Origin of the sequence: Streptomyces purpurascens (assembly GCF_045040895.1) — a bacterium.
GTDB classification, from domain to species: domain Bacteria; phylum Actinomycetota; class Actinomycetes; order Streptomycetales; family Streptomycetaceae; genus Streptomyces; species Streptomyces purpurascens.
This window is the reverse complement of sequence record NZ_CP108341.1, coordinates 728,648-750,961: the sequence shown is the minus strand read 5'-3', so window position 1 is coordinate 750,961 and position 22,314 is coordinate 728,648. Positions and strand designations below refer to the sequence as shown.

The window sequence follows — 22,314 nt, the reverse complement described above, 5'->3', positions numbered from 1 at the left end:
ATATGTAATATATTGCATTCTGCGTGTTGGCGGGTAACACTGGGGCCGGAAGCGGGGGCCTGTCAAGGGGCCCGCACGGACGAGGAGCATCAGATGGCGCGGACCGCACGCATCGAACACGACCTGGTGGGAGACAAGGAGGTCCCCGCCGACGCCTACTACGGCGTGCACACCGTGCGGGCCGTGGAGAACTTCGCGATCACCGGCTCGACGATCGCCCGCTTCCCCGACCTGATCGTTGCGCTGGCCGCCGTCAAACAGGCCGCCGCACAGGCCAACCGTGATCTCGGCCTGCTGCCACCGGACATCGCCGGAGCGATCATCGGCGCGTGCGAGGAGATCCGCGCCGGACGGCTGCACGAGCAGTTCGTCGTCGACCCCGTCCAGGGCGGGGCCGGCACGTCGACGAACATGAACGCCAACGAGGTCATCGCCAACCGGGCCCTGGAGATCCTCGGCCACCCGCGCGGCTTCCACGACGTGATCCACCCGCTCGACCACGTCAACGTCGGACAGAGCACCAACGACGTCTACCCCACGGCCGTACGTCTGGCCCTGGTCGCCTCACTGCGCCGGCTCGGCGACTCCCTGGGGGCGCTGGCCACGGCCTTCACCGACAAGGCGACGGACTTCGGCGACGTACTGAAGATGGGCCGCACCCAGCTCCAGGACGCGGTCCCCATGACGCTGGGTCAGGAGTTCACCACCTACGCCGTCATGATCGAGGAGGACCGCCGGCGGCTCACCGAGGCCGCCGCCCTGCTGCTGGAGTCCCACCTCGGCGGCACCGCGATCGGCACCGGCATCAACGGCCACCCCCGGTACGCCGAACTCGCCTGCGCGTACCTCGCGGAGATCAGCGGCGAACCCGTCCGGCCCGCGGGCGACTTCATCGAAGCCACCCAGGACTGCGGTGCCTTCGTCCAGCTCTCCGGTGTCCTCAAGCGCGTCGCGGTGAAGCTCTCCAAGACGTGCAACGACCTGCGCCTGATGTCCTCCGGCCCCACCGCCGGGCTCGGCGAGATCAACCTGCCGCCGGTGCAGGCCGGTTCCTCCATCATGCCCGGCAAGGTCAACCCGGTGATCCCCGAGGTCGTCAACCAGGTCGCCTTCGAGGTGATCGGCAACGACCTGACCGTCACCATGGCCGCCGAAGCCGGACAGCTCCAGCTCAACGCGTTCGAACCCGTCATCGCCTACAGCCTGCTGCGCTCCCTGAACCAGCTGCGCGCCGCCTGCGACACCCTCGCCGTCCGCTGCGTCCCCGGCATCACCGCCAACCGCGAACACCTCCGCGACACGGTCCACCGCTCCGTCGGTCTCGTGACCGCCCTCGTCCCGCACATCGGCTACGCCGCCGCCACCACGCTGGCCCGCCGAGCCCTCGCCACGGGCCGCGGCATCAAGGAACTGGCCACGGAAGAGGGTCTGCTCACCGCCGAGGAGCTGGAAACGATCCTGCGCCCGGAGAACCTCACCGGGCAGGCGCCCGAGCCGGACGCTCCGGCCGTGCTGCCCGCCTAGAAATGGATAGGTCATACCGGTAGTTAGACTGGCCGGTATGACCCGCCGCGCCCAGCAATCCGAAGGCCCCGCCGCACAGCCGCTGCGCAGCGACGCCGAGCGCAACCGGGAGCGGATCATCGCCGCCGCGCGCCTGGTGTTCGCGCGGGACGGCCTGAACGCCTCCATGGCCTCCGTGGCCCGTGAGGCGGGGGTGGGCATCGCCACGATGTTCCGGCGCTTCCCGACGAAGGAGGAGCTGGTCGCCGCCGTCTTCGCCGATCGCATGGACGCCTACGCGGACGCGGTCGCGGTCGCCCTGGAGGACCCGGATCCCTGGAACGGTTTCGTCGGCTACATCGAGAAGGCCTGCGCGATGCAGGCCGCCGACTACGGCTTCGCCGACGTCCTGACCATGACCTTCCCCACCGCCAAGGCGCTGGAGCGGCGCCGCGACGAGGCCTACGCCTCCATGGTCGAGCTCATCGGCCGTGCCAAGGCCACCGGCCGGCTGCGCGAGGACTTCGACCCCTCGGACCTGGTGCTGATCCACATGGCCAACGCCGGTGTCGTCAACGCCACCGGCGAGGCCGCCCCCGATGCCTGGCGCCGCGTCGTCGGCCTGCTGATCCAGTCCCTGGAGGCCCCCGCCCGCGGCGCCCTGCCCGACTCGCCCGAGCACGACGCCCTCTACCAGGCCATGCTCCGCGCCGGCCCACAGACACCAGGGAGTTGACCGACATGGCACTGGTCCTGGTGACCGGCGCGGCTGCCGGACTCGGGCGCGACACGGCGAACGCGCTGGCCGACGACGGGCACGAGGTGGTCATCCACGTCCGCAACCCGGCCCGTCTCACCGAGGTGGGTGACCCGGCCCGGTGGAAGGGCGTCGTCACCGGGGACCTCGCCGAGCCGGAGGAGATCCGCGGTGTCGCCCGGCAGGCCTCCGGGTTCGGCCGTTTCGACGCCGTCATCCACAACGCCGGCGTCATGAACCGCCCGGAGGACGTCACCGTCAACACCGTCGCGCCCTACCTGCTGACGGCGCTGATGGAGAAGCCGGCCAGGCTCGTCCACCTCAGCAGCTCCATGCACCGGACCGGCTCCACCGACCTGCGACAGCTGACCTCCGGCACCGCTTCCTACGACGACACCAAGCTGTGGGTCACCGCACTCGCGCTCGCCTTCGCGTCCCGCTGGGAAGGAACGTCCAGCCATGCGGTCGACCCCGGGTGGGTCCCCACCCGCATGGGCGGTCGCGGCGCCCCCGACGACCTGACCGCCGGGCACCAGACCCAGGTCCGGCTCGCCACGCACCCCGACGTGACCCCGAGCACCGGCGGCTACTGGTACCACCAGCAGCTGCAGACACCTCACCCCGCCGCGCAGGACGAGGAGTTCCAGGCCCGCCTCATCCAAGCCCTGGAGCGCCACACGGGCGTCCTGCTCGGCTGACCGTCACCGCAGTGGATGCAGCGCCGTCAACTCGGGCGCCCTGCGGCCCGTGACGATCGACTCGGCCAGCAGCTTGCCGCTGAGGGGGCCGAGGGCGATGCCCCACATGCCGTGGCCGCCGCAGACGTGGACCCGGGGTGAGCGGGTGGGGCCGACCAGAGGCAGGCCGTCGGGTGTGCACGGGCGCGGTCCGGCCCATACCTCGGTGCGGCGGGTGAGGTCGGCCGAGGGGAGCAGGGTCCGGGCCGCGTCGACGATGGCCTGGACACGGCGGGGATCCGCGGGGCGGTCGGGTGCCGTGAACTCCATCATGCCCGCCACCCGCACCCGGTCCCCGAGGGGCGTGCAGACCACGCGCTGCTCTGCGAAGTAGGTGGGCCGGGTGGGCAGTCCGTCCGGAGGCAGGCTGAAGCTGTAGCCGCGGCCGGACCGCACGGGGGTGCGCACCCCGAAGGGCGCGGCCAGCCGGCCGAGCCACGCCCCGGAAGCGAGGACGGCCGCGTCGGCCCGCACGGACGCACCGTCCGGGGCGAGGGCGACGACCCCGGCGCCCACGTCCCGGATCCGGGTGACCTCCAGGCCCGTGACGATCTTCCCGCCCCGGTCACGGACCGCGTCGGCCAGCGCCGTGACATACGCCCCGGGGTCCAGCTGACGCTGTCCGTGCAGGCGTACGGCCGCTTCCACCCGCGCCGAGAGCGCCGGCTCCGACTCGCGTGCCTCGGCGCCGGTGAGCAGGTCGTAGTCGACCTCCTGGCCCGCCGCGCGCACCGCGTCCAGCTCCGCCACGAGCGGGGCACGTCCGGCCTCGGAGGTGAAGGCGAGCAGACATGCCTCGCCCGTGCGCGTCGGCTCGGTGACCCCGCCCCGGGCCAGGTCGTCGTAGGCCGAGAGCGCGCCGCGGTTCAGCGCCGCGAGACCGGCCATGGCCACCTGCCAGCTCCGGCGGGTGCAGTTCCGGGTGAACGCCAGCAAGAAGCGGGCCAGCCGTGGATCCGGGCGCGGAGGGATGTAGAGCGGGGAAGCGGGGGAGAGGAGCGTGCGCAACCCCAGCTTCAGGGCGGCCGGTTCGGGCAGCGGGACGGTCAGGGCGGGGGAGAGCCAGCCCGCGTTGCCCCACGACGCGCCGGCCGCCACGCCCCGGCGGTCGACCACGGTGACCTCGACACCGGTTTCTTGAAGGAACCAGGCGGTGGCCAGCCCCGTCATGCCCGCACCCACGACCACGACACCGCGCGGGCTCATGGCCGACCGCCTTCCGCCGTGCCCCCGGCAACGACCTCCGGCCGCCGTTCCCCCACCCGCGTCGCCTGCTCGAAGGCGTGGCCCGCCCTCAGCACGGCCGCGTCTCCCCGGTGCGGCCCCACCACCTGGAGTCCGACGGGCAGACCGGCCGGGGTGAAGCCGGCCGGGACCGACAGGGCCGGGCAGCCGGTCATCGTGATCAGGTAGGCCGAGCGCATCCAGTCCAGATACGTCTCCATGCCCGTGCCGTCGACGGAGGCGGGGTAGGAGAGACCGACGTCGAAGGGCGCGACCTGGCTGACCGGCAGCAGCAGGACGTCGTACGACTCGAAGAACTCGCGCACCCGGTGGAAGAGCGCGGCCTGCAGCACCTGGGCGCGGCCCAGGTCCGGCCCCGTGAGCTTGCGGCCCTCCTCGATGTTCCACACGACGTCCGGGGCCATGCGGGCCCGGTGCTCGTCCAGCAGGGTCCCGTAGGCGAGCTCCATCTGCCACGCGCGCTGGATGAGAAAGGCCTCGTCGGCGCCGGACAGGTCGGGGCAGACCTCCTCGACCTCGCAGCCCAGCGCGCCGAACACCTCCACCGCGCCCCGCACCACGTCCCGGACCTCCGGGTCGACGGGCACGCTCCCGCCGAGGTCGGGCGACCAGGCGACCCGCAGGCCACGGATGTCGCCGTCGAGCGGGCCGGCGAAGGCGGAACCCGGCGTGTCGAGGGCGAGCGGGCTGCGCGGATCAGGCCCGGCCAGGACGGACAGCGTCAGCGCGACGTCCCGCACCGTCCGTGCCATGGGGCCCTTCACCGACAACTGCCCCCAGGGCGCCTTGTCGGGCCAGGACGGGACCCGGCCGGGGGAGGGCCGCAGCCCGACCACGTTGTTGAAGGACGCCGGGTTGCGCAGGGAGCCGCCGGTGTCGCTGCCGTCGGCGATCGGCACCATGCCGCAGGCCAGGGCCGCCCCGGCGCCGCCGCTGCTGCCGCCCGCGCTGCGCGAGAGGTCGTAGGGATTGCGGGTCGCACCGAACACGGGGTTGACGGTGTGGGAACCCATGCCGAGTTCGGGCACGTTGGTCTTGCCGAGCGTGATGGCCCCGGCCCCCTTGAGGCGTTCGACGACCAGATGGTCCCGGGCGGGGACGTGGTCGGCGAAGACGGGTGAGCCGTACGTCGTGCGGATGCCCGCGGTGTCGTGGAGGTCCTTGTGCGCGACGGGCAGCCCGTGCAGAGGCCCGACCTCCGCCCCCGAGGCGAGCCGCTCGTCCGCCTCGGCCGCCTCCTGGAGCGCCCGGTCGGCGACAAGGGTGACGATCGCGTTCACCGACGGATCGACCCGGTCGACGCGTTCGAGGTGGGCGGTGACGACCTCACGCGCGGACAGCTCACGCCGGCGCAGGGCGGCGGCGAGTTCGGTCGCGGTGGTGAAGCACAGGTCGGCGGGGTTCACAGTCCTCCCAGGGTTTCCTTGATCTGGACCGCGGCGAGCACCCCGAACAGGACGAAGGAGCTCGACAGCAGCACGTTCGAGACGGTCTTGTTGCGGAACGGCGGCCGCAGGCCGCGCCGGTTGAGCAGCACCAGCAGCGCCCCGGACAGCAGCGGCAGGACGAGGGAGCCCACGGCGGCGTAGGCGAGCACCAGCGGGACCGGCCGGCCCACGAAGGTCACCGCCACGGACGTGACCGCGCAGTACAGCACGAACAGGCGGAACGGACGGCTGCGCTGGCCCATGTGCCGCTCGGCCTCGGCGTCCGGCACCCCGCGCAGGGTGCGCAGCGAGTCGGCCAGCAGATAGCACAGGGCGTTGAAGCCACCGACCAGGGCGCTCAGGGTCACGAGGAAGAAGGTGCCCAGGAACAGCACCCGTGCCACCGACCCGAGGTCCGCGCCGAGCGGTTCGGCCAGCGCGGCCAGCCCGTCGTTGCCGGTGATCGTCCGGCCGCTGCCGTACAGCAGTCCGGTGCCCACGATCGAGGTGCACACCACGAACAGGAACGTGACCCCGTAGCTCACCGCCGAGTCCGCCCGCATGACGGGCAGCCAGCTCCGGTGCTGCCAGCCCTTCTCCCGCAGCCAGTAGCTGTACGAGGCCACCCCGGCCGTGCCGCCCACCCCGCCGACCAGGGCCAGCACGGTGACCACATCGCCCTCCGGCAGCCGCGGCCGCAGCGAGGACACCAGAGCGGAGGGGTCGTCCAAGGTGACGAGCGTGACCACGGCCAGGACGACCATGCCGACGAACTTGGCCAGCATGAAACCGCTCATCACCCGCTCGAACAGCGCGTACCGGCCCACGTACACGAGCCCGGCCGACGCCAGCGCGATCACCACGGCCGGCGGCCTCAGCGGCAGCACGGGGAACAGCGTCGTCAGCGCGAGCGAGGCCACCGAGCTCAGGGCCGCCCCGTACAGCAGCCCGATGACCAGCACGAACGCGAAGAAGGCGGACGGCAGCCAGCGGGCGGCTGCGCGCAGGCTCGCGATCACGGTCAGACCGCTCGCCAGATGCAGGCGCCCCACCGCCTCGGTGAGCGCGTACTTGAGGACGACACCGACGAGGATCGCCCACAGCAGGGCCATGCCGTAGCCGGCGGCGCCCGCCAGCGAGGTCACCATGTCGCCGGCGCCCACGCTGGTGGCGGCGAGGACGAGACCCGGGCCCAGGACGGCCAGCCGCCCGCGGCGGGAGACGGGGGCGAGCAAGGGCGCGGTCGTCTCGTGGCGAGGGGGACTTCCAGGAGTCGCGGTCACGTCGGCCACCTCCGTATGCGATCCGGCTTCCCGGCAGCGTGGGGCAGGCTGACGGAAGGGAACAACGATCCCTGTGAAATCGACGGAATCGGCCATACGCTCAGGCCGATGGACGCATCGCACCCCGGCTTGGTGGCCGATTCGCTGGACCGGCGCATCATCAGCGCGCTGCAGATCGACGGCCGTGCCTCCTGGCACCGCGTCGCGACGGCCCTCGGCGAACCGGAGCGCACCGTCGTCCGCCGGGGCACCCGGCTGCTGGACTCCGGGCTCGTACGGATCGGCGCCATGATGGTGCGCGGCCGCAGCACCGTGATCGGCGTGCGCTGCGCGCCCGGCCAGGCCCGCGTCGTCGCCACCGCGCTGGCGCGCCGCCCCGACTGCGTCTTCGCCCATGTCCTGACCGGGACCTGGGACTGTGTCGCGGAAGTGCAGTGCCCCCGCGACCGGCTCGCGGGCCTCGTGATGGACGAGCTCCCGGGCCTGCCGGGGGTCGTACGGACGCTGACGCTGCCGGTGCTGCGGCATGTGCGGACGATTCGCGAGTGGCACGCGGGCCTGCTCACGGAGACCGAGATCGCCGCACTGGCCGAGGGCACGCCCGCGAGCGCCGCCGCCGCGTCGGCAGACCTCCTGCCCGCCTTCGATGGCGCCGAACTCTCCCGCTCCGACCGCCTGTTGGTGAACACCCTGGCCGAGGACGGGCGGTGCACCTACGACGAACTGGCCCGGGTCTGCGGGGTGTCCGAGGCCACCGCCCGACGCCGGCTGGGCGCCCTGCGCCGGGAGGGGCGCGTCCGCGTCCGGGCCGTGATCGAACCGGTGCTGCTCGGACTGCCGGTGGAGGCCGTGCTGTGGGTGCGTGCCGTCCCGGCGGCGGTCGACAGCGTGGCGGGGGCGCTCGCCGAGTCCCCGCACGTCCGGTACGTCAGCTTCGTCACCGGTGAACGTCAACTGCTCGCCCTGACCGCCTTCCCGGACGAGGCGGCCCTCCACGACTTCGTGACGCGCTCCCCGTGGCTGGACGAGGCGGCGTCCGTGGATGTCTCCATGGTCCTCGGATCTCTGAAGCGGGGCGGGATGCTCGCGCCGTGGCTGCGCGGCTGACGTCCCGCGCCCTGGCGATACATCGGATGAGTCATGTCACTGGGGTCATTGACAGGTCCACGAGTGCTGCTAGGTTCCGCGATACACCCGATGTATTGATGATCCGTCAGCTCTGGAGGACACATGACCTCACAGCCGGAGCACCATTCGAAGGTGGCCCGCAGAGCCGTACTCGGCACCGCCCTCTCGGGCGCGGCCGCAGCCGCCCTGCCCGCAACGGCCCACGCGGAGGAGCCCGAACGGACGGTGCCGTCCGCCGCTGACGGGGGCGGCAGACGCCCCTGGAGACTCCGCGACACCATGACCACTGACGGCGCCTGGGCGACGTTCCTGCGCGGCCAGGACCTGCTGTGGACCAGGCTGCCCACTCGCTGGTACGAGGGCCCGTTCCTCGGCGACGGGCTGCTCGGCAGCATGATCTACCGGGAGCCCGAGGCCAACCGCATCCGCTTCACCGTCCAGCACGGCCGGGTCCAGGACCACCGCCCCGAGTTCGGCAGCGGCTGGGGCACCTGCCGCCTGCCGGTGGGCCACCTGACGCTCGACCCGGTCGGCACCATCACCGCCGTCGACTGGCGGCTGAGCCTGTGGAACGCCGAACTCACCGGCACCGTCACCACCACCGCCGGCACGCTCACCCTCGCCGCCCTCGTCCACGACGAGGTGCTCGCCGTCCGGGTCCGGGCCTCCGGCGGCGAGCGCGCCGTGTGGACCTTCCACCCCGAGGAGGCCATCAGCCCCCGGAAGATCCAGGAGGCCCCGCCCGCCGGCTACACCCCCAACCCGCCCTGGACCACCCGGACCGCCGCCGACGGCACCGAGCAGGTGCTCCAGCCCCTCACCGGCGGCCAGACCGCCACCGCCCACCGGCGCGACGGCGACGAACTGCTGCTCAGCGTCGGGCACAGCGCCCCCTCCACCACCGCCGCCGAGGCCGACTCGCTCCGCAACCTGCGGCGAGCGACCTCGTACGGCGCTCTCAGACGACGGCACACCCGCTGGTGGCACGCCTTCTACAAGAAGAGCTTCGTCTCGTTCCCCGACCAGCGGCTGCAGAGCTTCCACTGGATCCAGCTCTACAAGGTCGCCTCCGCCAGCCGCGCCGACGGCCCCGTCATGGCCACCTGCGGGCCGTGGCTGGAGCCCACCCCCTGGCCCGCGGTCTGGTGGAACCTCAACATCCAGCTGGAGTACTGGCTCGTCCACGGCTCCAACCACCTGGAACTCGACGCGCTCGCCACCACCCTGCGCCGCAACCAGGAACAGCTCGTCGCCAACGTGCCCGCCGCCTACCGCGCCGACAGCTCCGGCGTCGGACGCAGCTCCGACATGTTCGCCAACCGGGAGGTCGGCAGGCCCGGCTCCGGCTCCGAGGTCGGCAACCTCACCTGGGCGCTGCACAACGTGTGGCTGTCCTACCGGCACTCCATGGACACGGCCCTCCTGCGCGACACGGTCTTCCCGCTGCTCCGCCGGGCCGTCGCCTACTACCTGCACTTCCTCACCCCGGGCAGCGACGGCAAGCTCCACCTGCCGAGCACGCTCTCGCCCGAATACCCCGTCGTGCCGCCGCAGGACACCACCTACGACCTGGCCCTGATCCGCTGGGCCTGCCGGACCCTCATCGAGTCCGCCGAACTCCTCGGCATCGACGACGAGTCGGCCCCGCGCTGGCACGAGGTGCTGGCCAGACTCACCCCCTACCCGGTCGACGGCAACGGCTACATGATCGGGGCCAACACCCCGTACGCCCAGTCCCACCGCCACTACTCGCACCTGCTGATGGTGTACCCGCTGTACCTCGTCAACTGGGACCAGCCCGAGAACCGCGACCTGATCACCAGGTCGATCGAGCACTGGCACGCGCTGACCGGCGCCCACCGCGGCTACAGCTACACCGGTGCCGCCTCGATGTACGCGATGACCGGCGACGGCGACACCGCCATCGCCTATCTGCGGAAGTTCTTCGACACCTCCACCCGCTACCCCTGCCAGGCCAACACCCACTACACCGAGGCCGGTCCGGTCATCGAGACACCCCTGTCCGCCTCGCAGTCCCTGCACGACATGTTCTGCCAGAGCTGGGGCGGGGTGATCCGCGTCTTCCCGGCCGTCCCCAGCGCATGGGCGGACCTCACCCTGCACGACTTCCGCACGCAGGGCGCCTTCCTGGTCAGCGCCGTCCGCGCGGCGGGGAAGACCCGGTTCATCCGGATCAGGAGCCTGGCGGGGGAGCCGCTCAAGCTGAAGCACGGGCTCGGCGGCCGGCTCACCGTGCTCCTCGACGACGGCCGCCCCGCCCGCACCCGCGACCTCGGCGACGGGGTGCTCTCCATCGACCTGCCCAAGGGCCGAGAGGTGCTCGTCCACTCCGGCTCCCGCCCCGACCTCGTCATCGCGCCCGTCACCGCCGGCGACCCGGGCCCCGCCTGGGGACTGCCGTAAAGCCCACACGCCTCGGAGGGTTCCATGGCTGTTCCGATCAGAACCGCGGTCGCCGCGCTGTGCACCGGCCTCGCGGCCGCACTCCTCACGACCGCCCCCGCCCGGGCCGAGAAGCAGGAGCACACCTGGGCGGTGTCCGCCTCCGCACACGCACCCCGCGCACGGATCTCCCTGGACGACGGCACCGGCACGCTCAGCCTGTCCGTGACCCGCGCCGGCCGTACGGTCATCGAGCCGTCGCCCGTCGGCATCGTCACCGAACAGGCCGATCTCTCGAAGGACTTGCGCTTCCTGCACCGGAAGAACCGGACGATCGACGAGCGGTACCGCACGAAGTCCGGCAAACGACTGGACCGCCGGGTCCGCATGAACGAGACCCGTCTGTCGTTCGCCACCCCGACGGGCGCCCGGCTCGACCTCGTCGTCCGCGCCTCCGCCGACGGCGTCGCCTACCGGTACGTCCTGCCCGCCGCGTCCGGCGACGTGCTCGGCGAGACCTCCGCCTTCCACCTGCCGTCGGACGCGAGCGCGTGGCTGGGCACCTACCGGGCCGACAACGAGGGCCAGTTCGTCCAGTACACGGCCGCCACCGCCCCCACCGGCGAGTACGCGGACCAGGCACTGTTCGCGACCGACGGCGGCTACACCCTGCTCGCCGAGTCCGACCTCACCGGCACCTACTCAGGCGCCCGGCTCGCCCACGACCAGGGCACCGGCACCTACCGGATCAAGCTCGCCGACGACCGGGTCCGCACCGACGGCCCCCTCGCCACCCCCTGGCGGGCCATGGTCACCGGCGACCTCGCCACCGTCACCCGCTCCACCTTCACCGACGACCTCGCCCCCGCCTCCAAGGCCGGCGACACCTCCTGGATCAAACCCGGCACCGCACTGTGGACCTGGCTCGCCGGCGGCCGCCCGGCCGGCCAGAGCCTCACCGCACAGAAGGCCTACGTCGACTACGCCGCCGAACGCGGCTGGCCCTACGAGGCCGTCGACGCGGGCTGGTACTTCAAGGCCGACGCCTGGGACACCACCGACCCGGACTGGCAGACCAACAGCTGGATGCCCGAACTCGTCGACCACGCGCGCGCCAAGGGCGTCGGCATCATCGTCTGGATCCACCAGCGCGACCTCGACACGGCCGAGGAACGCGCCCGGTGGCTGCCCACCCTGGAACGCTGGGGCGTCAAGGGCGTCAAGATCGACTTCATGGACTCGGAGGCGCAGTCCACACTCCGGTGGTACGACGCGATCCTCCCGGAGACCGCCGCCCACCACCTCGTGGTCAACTTCCACGGCTCCACGATCCCCAAGGGCGTCCAGCGCACCTGGCCGCACGTCATGACCCTGGAGGGCGTCGCCGGCGAGGAGAAGCGCACCAACACCGCCGCCCACCTCACCACCCTGCCCTTCACCCGCAACGTCATCGGCTCCATGGACTTCACCCCCGGCGCCTTCCAGCGCGTCGGCCTGCGCCCCAACTCCGACGCGGCCGAGGCGGGGCTCGCCGTCGCCTACGAGTCGGGCCTGCAGATGTTCGCCGGTACCCCCGAGTCGTACGACGCCCGGCCGCTCGCCCGGGACTACTTCGACCAGGTCCCCGCGGCCTGGGACGACACCCGGCTGCTCGCCGGGCGCCCCGGCCAGGAAGCCGTGCTCGCCCGCCGCGGCGGCGACCGCTGGTTCCTGGGCGGGGTGTACGCCGGTGCCGCCCGCCGGGCCGAGGTGCCGCTGACCCTCGGCCCGGGACGGTGGCTGGTCGAGACGATCGAGGACGGTACCGGCGGTCTCGTCCAGAGGCGGCAGGTACTGCGCGGCGGCGACAGGCTCGCCGTGGATGTCGTGGCCAACGGGGGCTTCGCCGGACTCGCCTGCGCCTGGCGCCCGGGCCTGACCAGTTGTTACCGCTGAGCCTTCTGGAGGAGAAGCATGAGTGTTTCCCGACGTACGGTGCTCGCCACGGCGGCCGGTGCCGTGGCCACCGGCGCTTCCCCGACACCGGCCGCGGCCGTGGCCGCCGGCACAACCCCGGCACCGACCCTGCGGAAGCTCCGCGCGGCCGCCGACTACGCCGTCGAGAAGCTCCACGCCGTCGCACCGACCGTGACCGCCTTCCCCGTCGGCACGAAGTTCGAGAAGTGGGTCTACTCGCAGAACGGCGACTGGGTCGGCGGGTTCTGGCCGGGCACGCTGTGGATGGCATGGCTCTACAGCAAGGACGAGGTCTTCCGCACACAGGCGCTCACCTCGGCGCGGAAGCTGGCCCCGCGGCAGTACGACACCGGCACCCACGACCTCGGTTTCCTCTTCTACCCGTCCTGGGTCACCGCCTGGCGGCTGACGGGCGACGAAGCGTGGCGGTCGGGCGCCTTACGGGCGGCCGACTCCCTGGTCCAGCGGTACAACCCGCGCGGGCGCTTCATCAGAGCGTGGGGCGCGCTGAACGACGAGAAGAACGCCGGCCGGGTCATCGTCGACACGATGATGAACCTCGACCTGCTGGCGTTCGCGAGCCGCCAGACCGGCGATGCGAAGTACCTGGACATCGCCGTCGAGCATGCGAAGACGACCCGGCGGTTCTTCCCGCGCCCGGACGGATCGACGCCGCACGTCTACGACTTCGACCCGGACAGCGGCACGCCGGTCGGCCCGAACACCGTCCAGGGGTACAGCCCCACGTCGTGCTGGTCGCGCGGGCAGGCGTGGGGCCTGTACGGATTCACCACGATGTACCGGAGGACCGGGAACCGGGACTTCCTGGCCACGGCCCGCGAGCTCGCGGACTTCGCGGTCGGAGCACTGACCCCGGACCACGTCCCGGTGTGGGACTACCGGGCTCCGCAGCAGCCCCACGACATCAAGGACGCGTCGGCCGGGGCGATCACGGCCTGCGGCCTCCTCGACCTGTCCGCCGCCACCGGCAGAGGGGCCTATCGGGAGGTGGCGCTACGGATGCTCACCGCACTCTCGGAGACCTGCCTGACGCGGAACTCGGCACGGGCGGAAGCGGTGGTGGCCCGCTGCACCCGCCACCGCCCGTCCGAGGACGGCATCGAGGTCTCCCTCCCGTACGCCGACTACTACCTGCTGGAGGGCATCCTGCGGGTCCTGCGGCCGCAGGACGTGGACCGGGCGATCGACCTCTCCTCGGTCACAGCATCACGTGCTTGACCTGGGTGTAGTCGAGCAGGCCGGTGAGTGAGAGGTCGCTGCCGTACCCGGAGTGGCGTACGCCGCCGTGCGGCATCTCCGACACCGTCGTGCCATGGGTGTTGACCCAGACGATGCCGGTCCGCAGTGCACGGCTCGCCCGCATGGCCCGGTCGTGGTCGCGGGTCCAGACGCTCGCCGCGAGTCCCTGGGGCACGCCGTTGGCCAGGCGGAAGGCCTCGGACTCGTCGGTGAAGGGCTGGACGGTGACGACGGGGCCGAACACCTCGCTCCGTACGATCTCGTCCTCCTGCCGCGCCCCGGCGACCACCGTGGCCTGGTGGAAGTAGCCGGGGCGGGGCAGGGCCGTACCGCCGGTGACGATCTCGGCGTGATCCGGAAGCCGGTCCAACAGGCCGCGTACATGGGTTAGTTGGGCGGCATTGGTGAGCGGCCCGAACGCGGCCTGCTCGTCGTCCGGTGCTCCGGGCCGCCGGCCGGCTGCCCGTTCCGCGAAGCGGGCCAGGAAACTGTCGTGGATCCGCCGGTCGACCAGGATCCTGGTCGCGGCCGTGCAGTCCTGCCCCGCGTTGTAGAAGGACAGGGACGACAACTGCTCCACCGCGTCGTCGAGATCGGCGTCCGCGTGGATCAACACCGGGGCGTTGCCGCCGAGTTCCAGGTGCAGCCGCTTGAGGTCGCCGGCCGCCGCGGCGGCGATCTCCTGCCCCGCGCGGACACTGCCGGTGACGGCCACCAGCCGCACGTCGGGGTGGGCGACGAGGGACCGCCCGGTGTCCCGGTCGCCGCACACGACGTTGAGCACGCCGGACGGCAGGTGCTCGGCGGCCAGCCGGGCCAGGAGCACGGCCGAGGACGGCGTGGAGTCGGACGGTTTCAGGACGACCGTGTTGCCCGCGGCCAGCGCCGGGGCGATCTTCCACACGGCCATCATCAGCGGATAGTTCCACGGGGTGATCTGGGCACAGACGCCGACCGGCTCGCGGCGCAGCACGGAGGTACGGCCCGGCGTGTACTCGGCGGCCGCCGCGCCCGGCAGGTTGCGGGCGGCTCCGGCGAAGTACCGCAACACGTCCACGATCGCGGGCAGTTCGTCACCCAGGAACAAGGCGCGCGGCTTGCCCGTGTCGGCCACCTCGGCGCTCGCCACCGCACCGGCCTCCCGTTCCAGCGCGTCGGCGATCCGCAGCAGCGCGGCCTGCCGCTGCGCCGGAGTCGTCACCGACCAGCCGTGAAAGGCCTCTTCGGCCGCCCGGCAGGCCGCGTCCACGTCCTCGGGGCCGGAGCGCGGGGCGGTGCCGGGCGGCAGTCCGGTGGCCGGGTCGATCAGCGGCAGGGTGGCGCCTGAGGCCGCCGGTATTTCCTTGCCGCCGATGTGGTTCAGGCGGTCGTCGTCAGCCACGGCGCAGTGCCTCCTCGGCGGCGGCGCGGCCGGTGCGGACGGCGCCCTCCATGTATCCGGCGACCCACTGGTCGGAGCCGCAGACGTAGAACGGCGGTTCATGGGTGCCGTGCAGCGGGCCGACCGCCATGACCTCGCCCGGCGGCCACTGGGTGACATACCCCTGGGTCCACGGGTCGGTGCCCCACAGCCGCAGATGGCAGGCGGTCGGGCGGAGCGCCTCGTCGCCGAACAGACCGGCCATCTCGGCGAGCAGCTCGGGGGCGCGCAGCTGCGGCGGGGTGCCGAGCAGGACGCCGTAGCGCTCGGGCGGGACCAGGGCCGACAGGACGCCCTCGTTCTGCGGCCAAGTGCTGCCCAGCACCCCCTCGGCCTCGGACAGGCCGTTCAGATCGGCGTCCCGCCAGAAGGGACGGTCGTAGACGGCGGCGAACTTCGCGGCCGTCGCGTGGCGTTGGCGGTGCAGGGAGGCGAGCCGGGCCTCGCCGACCCCGCTGATCGCGACGGACCGCAGTGGGCCCACCGGGAGGGCGCTCACCACCGCAGTCGCGGTGAGGACCTCGCCGGTGGCCAGGCGTACGACGCAACGGTCCGGGCGGATGTCCAGCGCGGCGACGGCGGAGCCCAGCCGGATGCGCGCTCCCAGCTCCCGGCCCATGACCTCGGCGAGCGTCGCCGAACCGTCGGCCAGTCGCAGTCCCTCCCAGCGCGACGAGGCCACCCGGGTCTTCGCCGTGGACCTGTACGCGCAGCTGCACGCCTGGGTGGGGGACGCGGTACGGCGCGGCATCGACTCCGGTGAGTTCACGCCGACCGACGTCGACGACCTCAGCACGCTCGTGCTGTCCCTGAGCGACGGCTACGGCATCCGCCTGATGCTGCGCGACCCGACGGTCACCCTCGACACGGCGCTCACCTCCGTCTGGCGCCATGTCTCCACCGCACTCGGCCTGCCGGACACCGTCCCGACGGAGTGAATCCCCGCCGGCTGTCACAGACCCGGACGCCGCCCTGTCTCTCTGGTGAGTCAGCCAACCAGCGAACGGAGACAGTGATGAAGATCGTGGTCGTCGGCGGTACGGGCCTCATCGGCTCGCAGGTGGTCGCGCTGTTGCGCGACAGGGGTCACGAGGCCGTGGCCGCCGCCCCCTCCACGGGCGTCGACACCCTCACCGGCGAGGGACTGGCCGAGGTTCTCAAAGGTGCGGACGTGGTCGTGGACGTGTCGAACTCGCCGTCCTTCGACAGCGAGCCGGCCCTGGACTTCTTCACCCGCTCGGCGCGGAACCTGTTCGCCGCCGAGAAGGAGGCGGGCGTCCGGCACCATGTCGGGCTGTCCATCGTCGGCGTCGACCAGGTGCCCGGCTACGGCTACTACGAGGCCAAGGTCGCCCAGGAGAACGCCGTGCGCGGCAGCGGCGTGCCCTGCAGCATCGTGCGCGCCACCCAGTTCTTCGAGTTCATCGCTCCGGTGATGGACATGTCCACCGAGGGCGGGGAGGTGCGCCTGCCGTCCACGCGACTGCGTCCGATCGCCTCCGCCGAGGTCGCCGCAGCCGTCGCCGAGGCCGCGCAGGGCGAACCGTCGAACGGTATCCGCAACATCGCCGGCCCCGAGACACACGGCCTTGACCGGTTCGGTGAGCTCACCCTGGCGGCGAAGCCGGACGGCCGGACCGTCGTCACGGACGACACCGCCGGCCTGTTCGCGGGCATGCCCGACGTACTCACCGGCGACGGAACCGCGCACCTCGCGGCCACCCGCTACGAGGAGTGGCTCGAGCAGCACTGAGGCCAGGAGGTTACGGGCGGCCGGTGAGCCTGCGTGCCGACCGCTCGTACGCCCTCAGCTTGTCCGGCGTCAGGACCCAGTAGAGCCCGTCGATGCCGTCCGGCCCCACGGTGGCGCTCACCAGCGCGACAGTCACCCCGTCCTGGGCGAGCAGCAGGCTGGGCTGTCCGTTGGCCTGGACCATGCCGTAGTCGGCCCCGGGGAAGAACTTCTGGGCGAAGGCCGTCACCCTGGCCACGCGCCCGGCCCCCACGATCTCCAGCCGCGCCACGCCGCGCATGCCGTTGCCGTCCGCGTAGGCGACGACGTCGGCCGACAGCACGGTCTCCAGCGCGGCCACGTCACCGTGCCGCGCGGCGGCCACGAAGGCGTCGAGCAGGCGCCGGTGCTGCGCCGTGTCGACCGGTTCCCGGCGCTCGGCGGCCAGCCGCTTGCGGGCCCGGCTGACGATCTGCCGCGTGTTGGCCTGGCTCAGCTCCAGCATGCCCGCGATCTCGTCGTACGCGTAGTCGAACGCCTCGCGCAGCACGTACGCCGCCCGCTCCACGGGATTCAGCCGCTCCAGGACCAGCAGCACGGCCAGTTCCAGGGCCTCGCCGCGCTCCGCGCCGACCTGCGGATCGACGCTCGTGTCCACGGGCTCGGGCAGCCACGGCCCGACGTAGGCCTCGCGGCGCACCCGTGCCGACCGGGCCACGTTGATCGCCAGACGGGTGGTGATCGTCGCCAGGAACGCCCCGGGATCGAGCACCGCGCTCCGGTCGGCGCCCTGCCAGCGCACCCATACGTCCTGCACCACGTCCTCGGCCTCGGACACACTGCCCAGGACGCGGTAGGCGATACCGAACAGCCGTGGACGCAAGCGCTCGAAGGCGTCCGCCGCCGCGTCCAGCGCGTCGTCGTCGAAGGGCTGCCGCTGGTCCATGCTGCCGATGCCTCCGGGGTCGACCGTCGTGTGTCCGACAGTACGTCCCCCCGAGTGCCCGGATGCGTTCCTAGTCCTCGTAGCGGGGTGCCCACTGCGCCTGCGCGACCGCCTTGCGCAGCTCCTCCTCCGTCGCCCGCGGGGCCACCCCGTCCTCGACGGCGGCGAGGGCCGCGGCCAGCGCGATCTCGCGGGCGGAGTCCCGCATCCCGGTCAGGGGCGGCAGCAGCGGCACGGGCCCGTCGTCGCCGTCCGCCGCCCGCACCGCGCACTCGGCGACGGCACGGGCGGCGGCCACGAGCATGTGGTCGGTCACGCGGGTGGCGCGGCTCGCGGTCACCGCGAGCCCCATGGCCGGGAAGACGTACACATTGTTGGACTGCGCCACCGGCACCTCGTGCCCGTCCACCGTCAGCGGCGGGAAGGGCGAGCCGGTGGCGATCAGGGCCCGGCCGTCGGTCCAGCGGGTGAGGTCGGCGGGGTCGGCCTCGGAGTGGGAGGTGGGGTTGGACAGCGGGAAGACGACGGGCCGTTCGCAGGTCGAGGCCATCTGCCGCACGATCTCCTCGGTGAACGCGCCATGAGCCGTCGACAGCCCGATGAGCGCCGTCGGCTCGACGCGGCGCACCACCTCGGCGAGGCCGGTGCCGTCCCAGCCGGCCACCTCGCTGTCGTCGCGCGCGAACCTCCGCTGCTGCGGCGTCAGTTCACCGCGGGAGCGCACCAGCAGGCCGTCGACGTCGAGGATCCAGAACCGTGCCGTGGCCTCGTCCTCCGACAGCCCCTCGTCGACCATGGCCGTGCGGATCATGTCGGCGACGCCGATGGCCGCCGAGCCCGCGCCGAGGATCACCAGCCGCTGGTCGGGCAGCGGGGTGCCGGCCACGTCCGCCGCGGTGGACAGGGCGCCGAGGGCGACGGCAGCGGTGCCCTGGATGTCGTCGTTGAACGTGAGCAGCCGGTCGCGGTAGCGGGCGAGGATCGGATGGGCGTGGGCGGTGGCGAAGTCCTCCCACTGGAGCAGCGTCCCGGGCAGCTCCGCCTCGACCGCCGACACGAAGGCCTCGATCATCTCGTCGTACTCGGCGCCGGTCAGCCTGCGGTCACGCCGGCCCAGGTAGCGCGGGTTGTCCAGCAGGGCCTCGTTGTCCGTGCCGACGTCCAGCAGGATCGGCAGCGTACGGGCGGGGTGGATGCCGCCGATCGCCGTGTACAGGCTGAGCTTGCCGATCGGGATGCCCATGCCGCCGACGCCCTGGTCGCCCAGCCCCAGGATGCGCTGACCGTCGGTGACGACGACGACGTCCACGTCGTGGTCCGGGTACGGGCGGTTGCGCAGGATGTCCCGGAAGCGGTGCCGGTCCTCCCAGCTCAGGAACAGCCCGCGCGGCCGTCGGTAGATCTCGCTGAAACGCTGACAGGCCTCACCCACCGTCGGCGTGTAGACGACGGGCAGCAGCTCATCCAGGTACTCGGTGACCAGACGGTAGAAGAGCACCTCGTTGGTGTCCTGCAACTGCCGCAGATAGATGTGCCGGTTGAGGGGCTTGTCGTAGCCGTGGAACGCCTCGTAGGCGCGGGCGACCTGCTCGTCCAGGGTCTCCACGGCGGGCGGCAGCAGCCCGTCGAGCCCGAGCTCCGCGCGCTCGTGCCGGCTGAAGGCGGTGCCCTTGTTGACCAGCGGGTCGGCCAGGGTCGTGACGGCGGGGCTCGTGGTCGTGTGGGGGTGGTGATTCATGGGCTGGTCCATGAGGTGACGACTTCCCCACCCCGAACGGCCCAACCGGATGGGCCGGAGGAGGCGGGGGTGGATGAGCGGTGTGACCGTGGTGGAAGGGATGCGCAGTGCGACACGGACGAGGAGGCGCGATGGCGGAGGGACTGGTCGAGGGCGGCAGGGAGTGCGCTGCCGCGACGGGCTTGGCGGAACAGCCGCCGGAACGGTCCCTCGGCGTCTTCGAGCAGCTGAGCGCCGTCGCCGACGCCGTCCTCTACGAGGGCTACCTCCTCTACCCCTACCGCCGGTCCTCGGCCAAGAACCGCGTCCGATGGCAGTTCGGGGTGCTGTTCCCCCGGGACTGGGTGGAGTCGGACGGCCCCGTCGTCCCCGGCGTTTCGGGCTCCGCCGACTCCTGGTACCAGCAGACCGAGTGCCTCCTGCGGATCCGGCGGCCCGGCGACGCCTCCGTCCGTCTGCGGATCCGCTACCTCCAGGCGCAGCGCAAGCAGGTGGAGGACAGCGGCCACCAACCGGTCGCGTCGCTGCGCACCGACGACGGCACGGTGCATCTGACCTTCGACGAGGCGGTACCGCGCGCATGCGAGGTCGTGGTCCCCCTCGACGAGCTCCTCGACACGGGACGCACCGTTCCCGTGGGCGCGGCGGCCGGCGTGGACGTCGAGCCGCTGCCCGCAGGCGCCGGGCGGGTGGTACGGCACCGAGACGAGGTACGGGCCGAGACCACCGTCACCGCCGAGCGCCTCTCCGACGACCTCTGCCGGCTTCGCGTGCGGACGGCCAACACCGGGCCCGCACCGGACGGACGGACCGCGCGTGACGAGGCCCTGCGCCGGGCCCTCATCGCCACCCACACCCTCATCGGCGGGGACGGGGTGGAATTCGTCTCGCTCACCGATCCGCCGACGGACCTGGCAGCCCCCGCGCGCTCGTGCCGCAACGAGTTCACCTTCCCGGTCCTCGGCGGCGAGGCAGAGGACGCCGGGCACCTTCTGCTGTCCGCGCCGATCATCCTGCCCGACCACCCCCAGGTCGCCCCCGAAAGCCCGGGCGACCTGCACGACGCCGCCGAGATCGACGAGATCCTCACCCTGCGCACGATGCTGCTGACCGACGAGGAGAAGCGCGAAGCGCGGGCCACCGACCCGAGGGCCGCCGCGATCCTCGACCGGGTCGACACCATGCCGCAGGAGGTCTTCGAGCGGCTCCACGGCGCCGTCCGCTCCCTGGCACCGGTCGCCCCGGCGACCGCTCCGGCGACCGCCGAACGCCCCGCCTGGTGGCAGGAGGGCGCCGACGGCGGTCTCTCGCCGACCACCGACACCGTGCTCGTCGACGGCGTGCCCCTCGGCGGCGGCAGCCGCGTCCGGCTCCGTCCCCGCGGACGAGGCGCCGACGCCCAGGACATGTTCCTGGCCGGCCGGACCGCCGAGGTCGCCGCCGTCTTCCACGACGTGGACGGCAGCGTGCACCTCGCCGTCACCCTCGACGACGACCCCGCGTCCGAACTGCACACCTGGTACGGACGCTTCCACTACTTCCGGCCCGACGAGCTCGAACCGCTCGAGCCCGCCGGAACCCCGGACGAGCCGTCGGCACCGGCTCCCGTCGCGGCCAAGGGGCCGCACAAGACCGACTCCGAGACCCCCGCAGCGGAGGCCGAGTGACATGACAACGAACAGCAGTACAGCCGAGGTCAGCAAGGAACCCGATCGCGCCGAGGACCGTCAGGGCTTCGACGAGATCACCATCCTCTGGATCTCCGAGGGCATGAGCTGCGACGGCGACACCGTCTCGCTGACCGCCGCCGACCAGCCCTCCATCGAGGACCTGGTGCTCGGCCTGATCCCGGGCCTGCCGAAGGTGAACCTGGTCAACAAGGTGCTCTCCCCGAGCCTGGGCGGCGAGGACTTCCTCGCTCCCTACCGGGCCGCCGTACGCGGCGAACTGGCCCCGTTCATCCTCGTCATCGAGGGCTCGGTCCCCAACCAGAACATCATCGAGGGCGACGGCTACTGGACGTCCTTCGGCAACGACCCGGAGACCGGTGAGCCGCAACCCCTGAACTGGTGGATCGACCAACTGGCCCCCAAGGCCTGGGCGGTGGTGGCCGCAGGCACCTGCGCCACCTTCGGCGGCATCCACGCCATGTCCGGCAACCCCACCGGCTGCATGGGCCTCGCCGACTACCTGGGCTGGGACTACACCTCGCAGGGCGGGCTGCCCATCGTCAACGTGCCCGGCTGCCCCATCCAGCCCGAGAACTTCATGGAGACCCTGGTCTGGGTCCTCTACCACGCGGCCGGTTCCGCACCCCCGCCGCCGCTGGACCACATGCTGCGCCCGCAGTGGCTGTTCGGGAAGACGGTCCACGAGGGCTGCGACCGCGGCTCGTACTACGAGCAGGCCAGCTTCGCCAAGGACTACAACTCGCCCAAGTGCCTGGTCAAAACGGGTTGTTGGGGTCCGGTCGTGAACTGCAACGTGCCCAAGCGCGGCTGGATGGCCGGCATCGGCGGCTGCCCGAACGTTGGCGGCATCTGCATCGGGTGCACGATGCCCGGCTTCCCCGACGCGTTCATGCCGTTCATGGACGAGCCCCCGGGCGGAACCCTGTCGTCCCTGGCCATCAAGCCCTACGGGGCCGTCATCCGCCGGCTGCGCGGCGTGACGAACGAACTGGTCAACCACGAGCCCAGGTGGCGCCACAACAAGCGCAAGCTGACCAGCGGCTACGACCCGCGCTGGCGGCCCTCGTGACCCGCGCCGCGCGCTCGGG

Annotated in this window: 18 protein-coding genes; 11 read left to right on the top strand and 7 right to left on the bottom strand. The window is 72.3% G+C overall.

Annotation, left to right across the window (positions count from 1 at the left end; all coding sequences use genetic code 11):
* Positions 1–93: 93 nt before the first annotated feature.
* Genes OHU35_RS03455 through OHU35_RS03445 form a run of 3 tightly spaced genes read left to right on the top strand, consistent with a single transcriptional unit; the run spans position 94 to position 2,958 of the window.
* Positions 94–1,524 carry an aspartate ammonia-lyase gene (locus OHU35_RS03455; RefSeq protein ID WP_405504559.1) on the top strand — a complete coding sequence of 477 codons (1,431 nt, stop codon included), beginning with the start codon at positions 94–96 and terminating at the stop codon, positions 1,522–1,524.
* Between the two features lie 37 nt (positions 1,525–1,561).
* Positions 1,562–2,239: a TetR/AcrR family transcriptional regulator gene (locus tag OHU35_RS03450; protein ID WP_405504557.1), complete on the top strand. Its 678-nt coding sequence runs from the start codon at positions 1,562–1,564 to the stop codon at positions 2,237–2,239.
* 5 nt (positions 2,240–2,244) lie between these two features.
* Positions 2,245–2,958, top strand: a complete 714-nt coding sequence (locus tag OHU35_RS03445; RefSeq protein ID WP_405504555.1) for an SDR family NAD(P)-dependent oxidoreductase — start codon at positions 2,245–2,247, stop codon at positions 2,956–2,958.
* 3 nt (positions 2,959–2,961) lie between these two features.
* Here OHU35_RS03445 and OHU35_RS03440 read toward each other — a convergent pair whose 3' ends face one another.
* Genes OHU35_RS03440 through OHU35_RS03430 form a run of 3 tightly spaced genes read right to left on the bottom strand, consistent with a single transcriptional unit; the run spans position 2,962 to position 6,952 of the window.
* Positions 2,962–4,203: an NAD(P)/FAD-dependent oxidoreductase gene (locus tag OHU35_RS03440; RefSeq protein ID WP_405504553.1), complete on the bottom strand. Its 1,242-nt coding sequence runs from the start codon at positions 4,201–4,203 to the stop codon at positions 2,962–2,964.
* The gene (locus OHU35_RS03435; RefSeq protein WP_359895685.1) at positions 4,200–5,648 is read right to left on the bottom strand and encodes an amidase; all 1,449 of its coding nucleotides are present in this window, start codon (positions 5,646–5,648) and stop codon (positions 4,200–4,202) included. The genes OHU35_RS03440 and OHU35_RS03435 overlap by 4 nt, the downstream gene beginning before the upstream one ends.
* On the bottom strand, positions 5,645–6,952 hold the full coding sequence (locus tag OHU35_RS03430) for an Nramp family divalent metal transporter (protein ID WP_405504551.1): 1,308 nt from the start codon (positions 6,950–6,952) through the stop codon (positions 5,645–5,647). The genes OHU35_RS03435 and OHU35_RS03430 overlap by 4 nt, the downstream gene beginning before the upstream one ends.
* A 108-nt stretch (positions 6,953–7,060) precedes the next feature.
* Between OHU35_RS03430 and OHU35_RS03425 the strand changes: the two genes are divergently transcribed.
* The 4 genes from OHU35_RS03425 to OHU35_RS03410 all read left to right on the top strand — a co-directional run bounded on the left by OHU35_RS03425 (position 7,061) and on the right by OHU35_RS03410 (position 13,678).
* Positions 7,061–8,059 carry an Lrp/AsnC family transcriptional regulator gene (locus OHU35_RS03425; RefSeq protein ID WP_359895687.1) on the top strand — a complete coding sequence of 333 codons (999 nt, stop codon included), beginning with the start codon at positions 7,061–7,063 and terminating at the stop codon, positions 8,057–8,059.
* A gap of 123 nt (positions 8,060–8,182) precedes the next feature.
* Positions 8,183–10,504, top strand: coding sequence for a glycosyl hydrolase family 95 catalytic domain-containing protein (locus OHU35_RS03420; RefSeq protein WP_405504548.1), 2,322 nt, complete (start codon positions 8,183–8,185; stop codon positions 10,502–10,504).
* Positions 10,505–10,528: 24 nt separating this feature from the next.
* Entirely contained in the window at positions 10,529–12,418 is a 1,890-nt protein-coding gene (locus OHU35_RS03415; RefSeq protein WP_405504547.1) for a glycoside hydrolase family 97 catalytic domain-containing protein, read from the top strand.
* 18 nt (positions 12,419–12,436) lie between these two features.
* Positions 12,437–13,678, top strand: a complete 1,242-nt coding sequence (locus OHU35_RS03410; RefSeq protein WP_189725108.1) for a glycoside hydrolase family 88 protein — start codon at positions 12,437–12,439, stop codon at positions 13,676–13,678.
* Here OHU35_RS03410 and OHU35_RS03405 read toward each other — a convergent pair.
* A complete protein-coding gene (locus tag OHU35_RS03405) occupies positions 13,659–15,080 on the bottom strand; it encodes an aminobutyraldehyde dehydrogenase (RefSeq protein WP_405504545.1) in 1,422 nt (473 codons plus the stop codon). The two genes, OHU35_RS03410 and OHU35_RS03405, sit on opposite strands and share 20 nt — an antisense overlap.
* A complete protein-coding gene (locus OHU35_RS03400; protein WP_405504543.1) occupies positions 15,073–15,738 on the bottom strand; it encodes a flavin monoamine oxidase family protein in 666 nt (221 codons plus the stop codon). Before OHU35_RS03400 ends, OHU35_RS03405 begins: the two co-directional genes overlap by 8 nt.
* On the opposite strand from OHU35_RS03400, the gene OHU35_RS03395 reads away from it, so the two are divergent.
* Together OHU35_RS03395 and OHU35_RS03390 are read left to right on the top strand one after the other, a co-directional pair.
* On the top strand, positions 15,737–16,057 hold the full coding sequence (locus OHU35_RS03395) for a TetR family transcriptional regulator C-terminal domain-containing protein (protein WP_405504541.1): 321 nt from the start codon (positions 15,737–15,739) through the stop codon (positions 16,055–16,057). The two genes, OHU35_RS03400 and OHU35_RS03395, sit on opposite strands and share 2 nt — an antisense overlap.
* A gap of 77 nt (positions 16,058–16,134) precedes the next feature.
* Complete coding sequence (locus OHU35_RS03390) at positions 16,135–16,872, top strand: SDR family oxidoreductase (protein ID WP_405504539.1); 738 nt, start codon at positions 16,135–16,137, stop codon at positions 16,870–16,872.
* 10 nt (positions 16,873–16,882) lie between these two features.
* Here OHU35_RS03390 and sigJ read toward each other — a convergent pair whose 3' ends face one another.
* On the bottom strand, positions 16,883–17,797 hold the full coding sequence (sigJ, locus tag OHU35_RS03385) for an RNA polymerase sigma factor SigJ (protein ID WP_405504537.1): 915 nt from the start codon (positions 17,795–17,797) through the stop codon (positions 16,883–16,885).
* Positions 17,798–17,867: 70 nt separating this feature from the next.
* On the bottom strand, positions 17,868–19,547 hold the full coding sequence (locus tag OHU35_RS03380) for an NAD-dependent malic enzyme (protein WP_405504535.1): 1,680 nt from the start codon (positions 19,545–19,547) through the stop codon (positions 17,868–17,870).
* A gap of 119 nt (positions 19,548–19,666) precedes the next feature.
* Here OHU35_RS03380 and OHU35_RS03375 point away from each other — a divergent pair, with 119 nt between their 5' ends.
* Entirely contained in the window at positions 19,667–21,202 is a 1,536-nt protein-coding gene (locus OHU35_RS03375; RefSeq protein WP_405504533.1) for a hypothetical protein, read from the top strand.
* Position 21,203: 1 nt separating this feature from the next.
* Positions 21,204–22,295, top strand: a complete 1,092-nt coding sequence (locus OHU35_RS03370) for a hydrogenase expression protein HypE (protein WP_189725116.1) — start codon at positions 21,204–21,206, stop codon at positions 22,293–22,295.
* Positions 22,296–22,314: the final 19 nt, after the last annotated feature.

What these genes read in the sequence shown, in the direction of transcription:
- OHU35_RS03455 (WP_405504559.1), top strand. Translation starts at nt 94, where the DNA reads ATGGCGCGGACCGCACGCATCGAACACGACCTGGTGGGAGACAAGGAG.
- OHU35_RS03450 (WP_405504557.1), top strand. Translation starts at nt 1,562, where the DNA reads ATGACCCGCCGCGCCCAGCAATCCGAAGGCCCCGCCGCACAGCCGCTG.
- OHU35_RS03445 (WP_405504555.1), top strand. Translation starts at nt 2,245, where the DNA reads ATGGCACTGGTCCTGGTGACCGGCGCGGCTGCCGGACTCGGGCGCGAC.
- OHU35_RS03440 (WP_405504553.1), bottom strand. Translation starts at nt 4,203, where the DNA reads ATGAGCCCGCGCGGTGTCGTGGTCGTGGGTGCGGGCATGACGGGGCTG.
- OHU35_RS03425 (WP_359895687.1), top strand. Translation starts at nt 7,061, where the DNA reads ATGGACGCATCGCACCCCGGCTTGGTGGCCGATTCGCTGGACCGGCGC.
- OHU35_RS03420 (WP_405504548.1), top strand. Translation starts at nt 8,183, where the DNA reads ATGACCTCACAGCCGGAGCACCATTCGAAGGTGGCCCGCAGAGCCGTA.
- OHU35_RS03415 (WP_405504547.1), top strand. Translation starts at nt 10,529, where the DNA reads ATGGCTGTTCCGATCAGAACCGCGGTCGCCGCGCTGTGCACCGGCCTC.
- OHU35_RS03410 (WP_189725108.1), top strand. Translation starts at nt 12,437, where the DNA reads ATGAGTGTTTCCCGACGTACGGTGCTCGCCACGGCGGCCGGTGCCGTG.
- OHU35_RS03395 (WP_405504541.1), top strand. Translation starts at nt 15,737, where the DNA reads ATGACCTCGGCGAGCGTCGCCGAACCGTCGGCCAGTCGCAGTCCCTCC.
- OHU35_RS03400 (WP_405504543.1), bottom strand. Translation starts at nt 15,738, where the DNA reads ATGGGCCGGGAGCTGGGAGCGCGCATCCGGCTGGGCTCCGCCGTCGCC.
- OHU35_RS03390 (WP_405504539.1), top strand. Translation starts at nt 16,135, where the DNA reads ATGAAGATCGTGGTCGTCGGCGGTACGGGCCTCATCGGCTCGCAGGTG.
- sigJ (WP_405504537.1), bottom strand. Translation starts at nt 17,797, where the DNA reads ATGGACCAGCGGCAGCCCTTCGACGACGACGCGCTGGACGCGGCGGCG.
- OHU35_RS03380 (WP_405504535.1), bottom strand. Translation starts at nt 19,547, where the DNA reads ATGGACCAGCCCATGAATCACCACCCCCACACGACCACGAGCCCCGCC.
- OHU35_RS03375 (WP_405504533.1), top strand. Translation starts at nt 19,667, where the DNA reads ATGGCGGAGGGACTGGTCGAGGGCGGCAGGGAGTGCGCTGCCGCGACG.
- OHU35_RS03370 (WP_189725116.1), top strand. Translation starts at nt 21,204, where the DNA reads ATGACAACGAACAGCAGTACAGCCGAGGTCAGCAAGGAACCCGATCGC.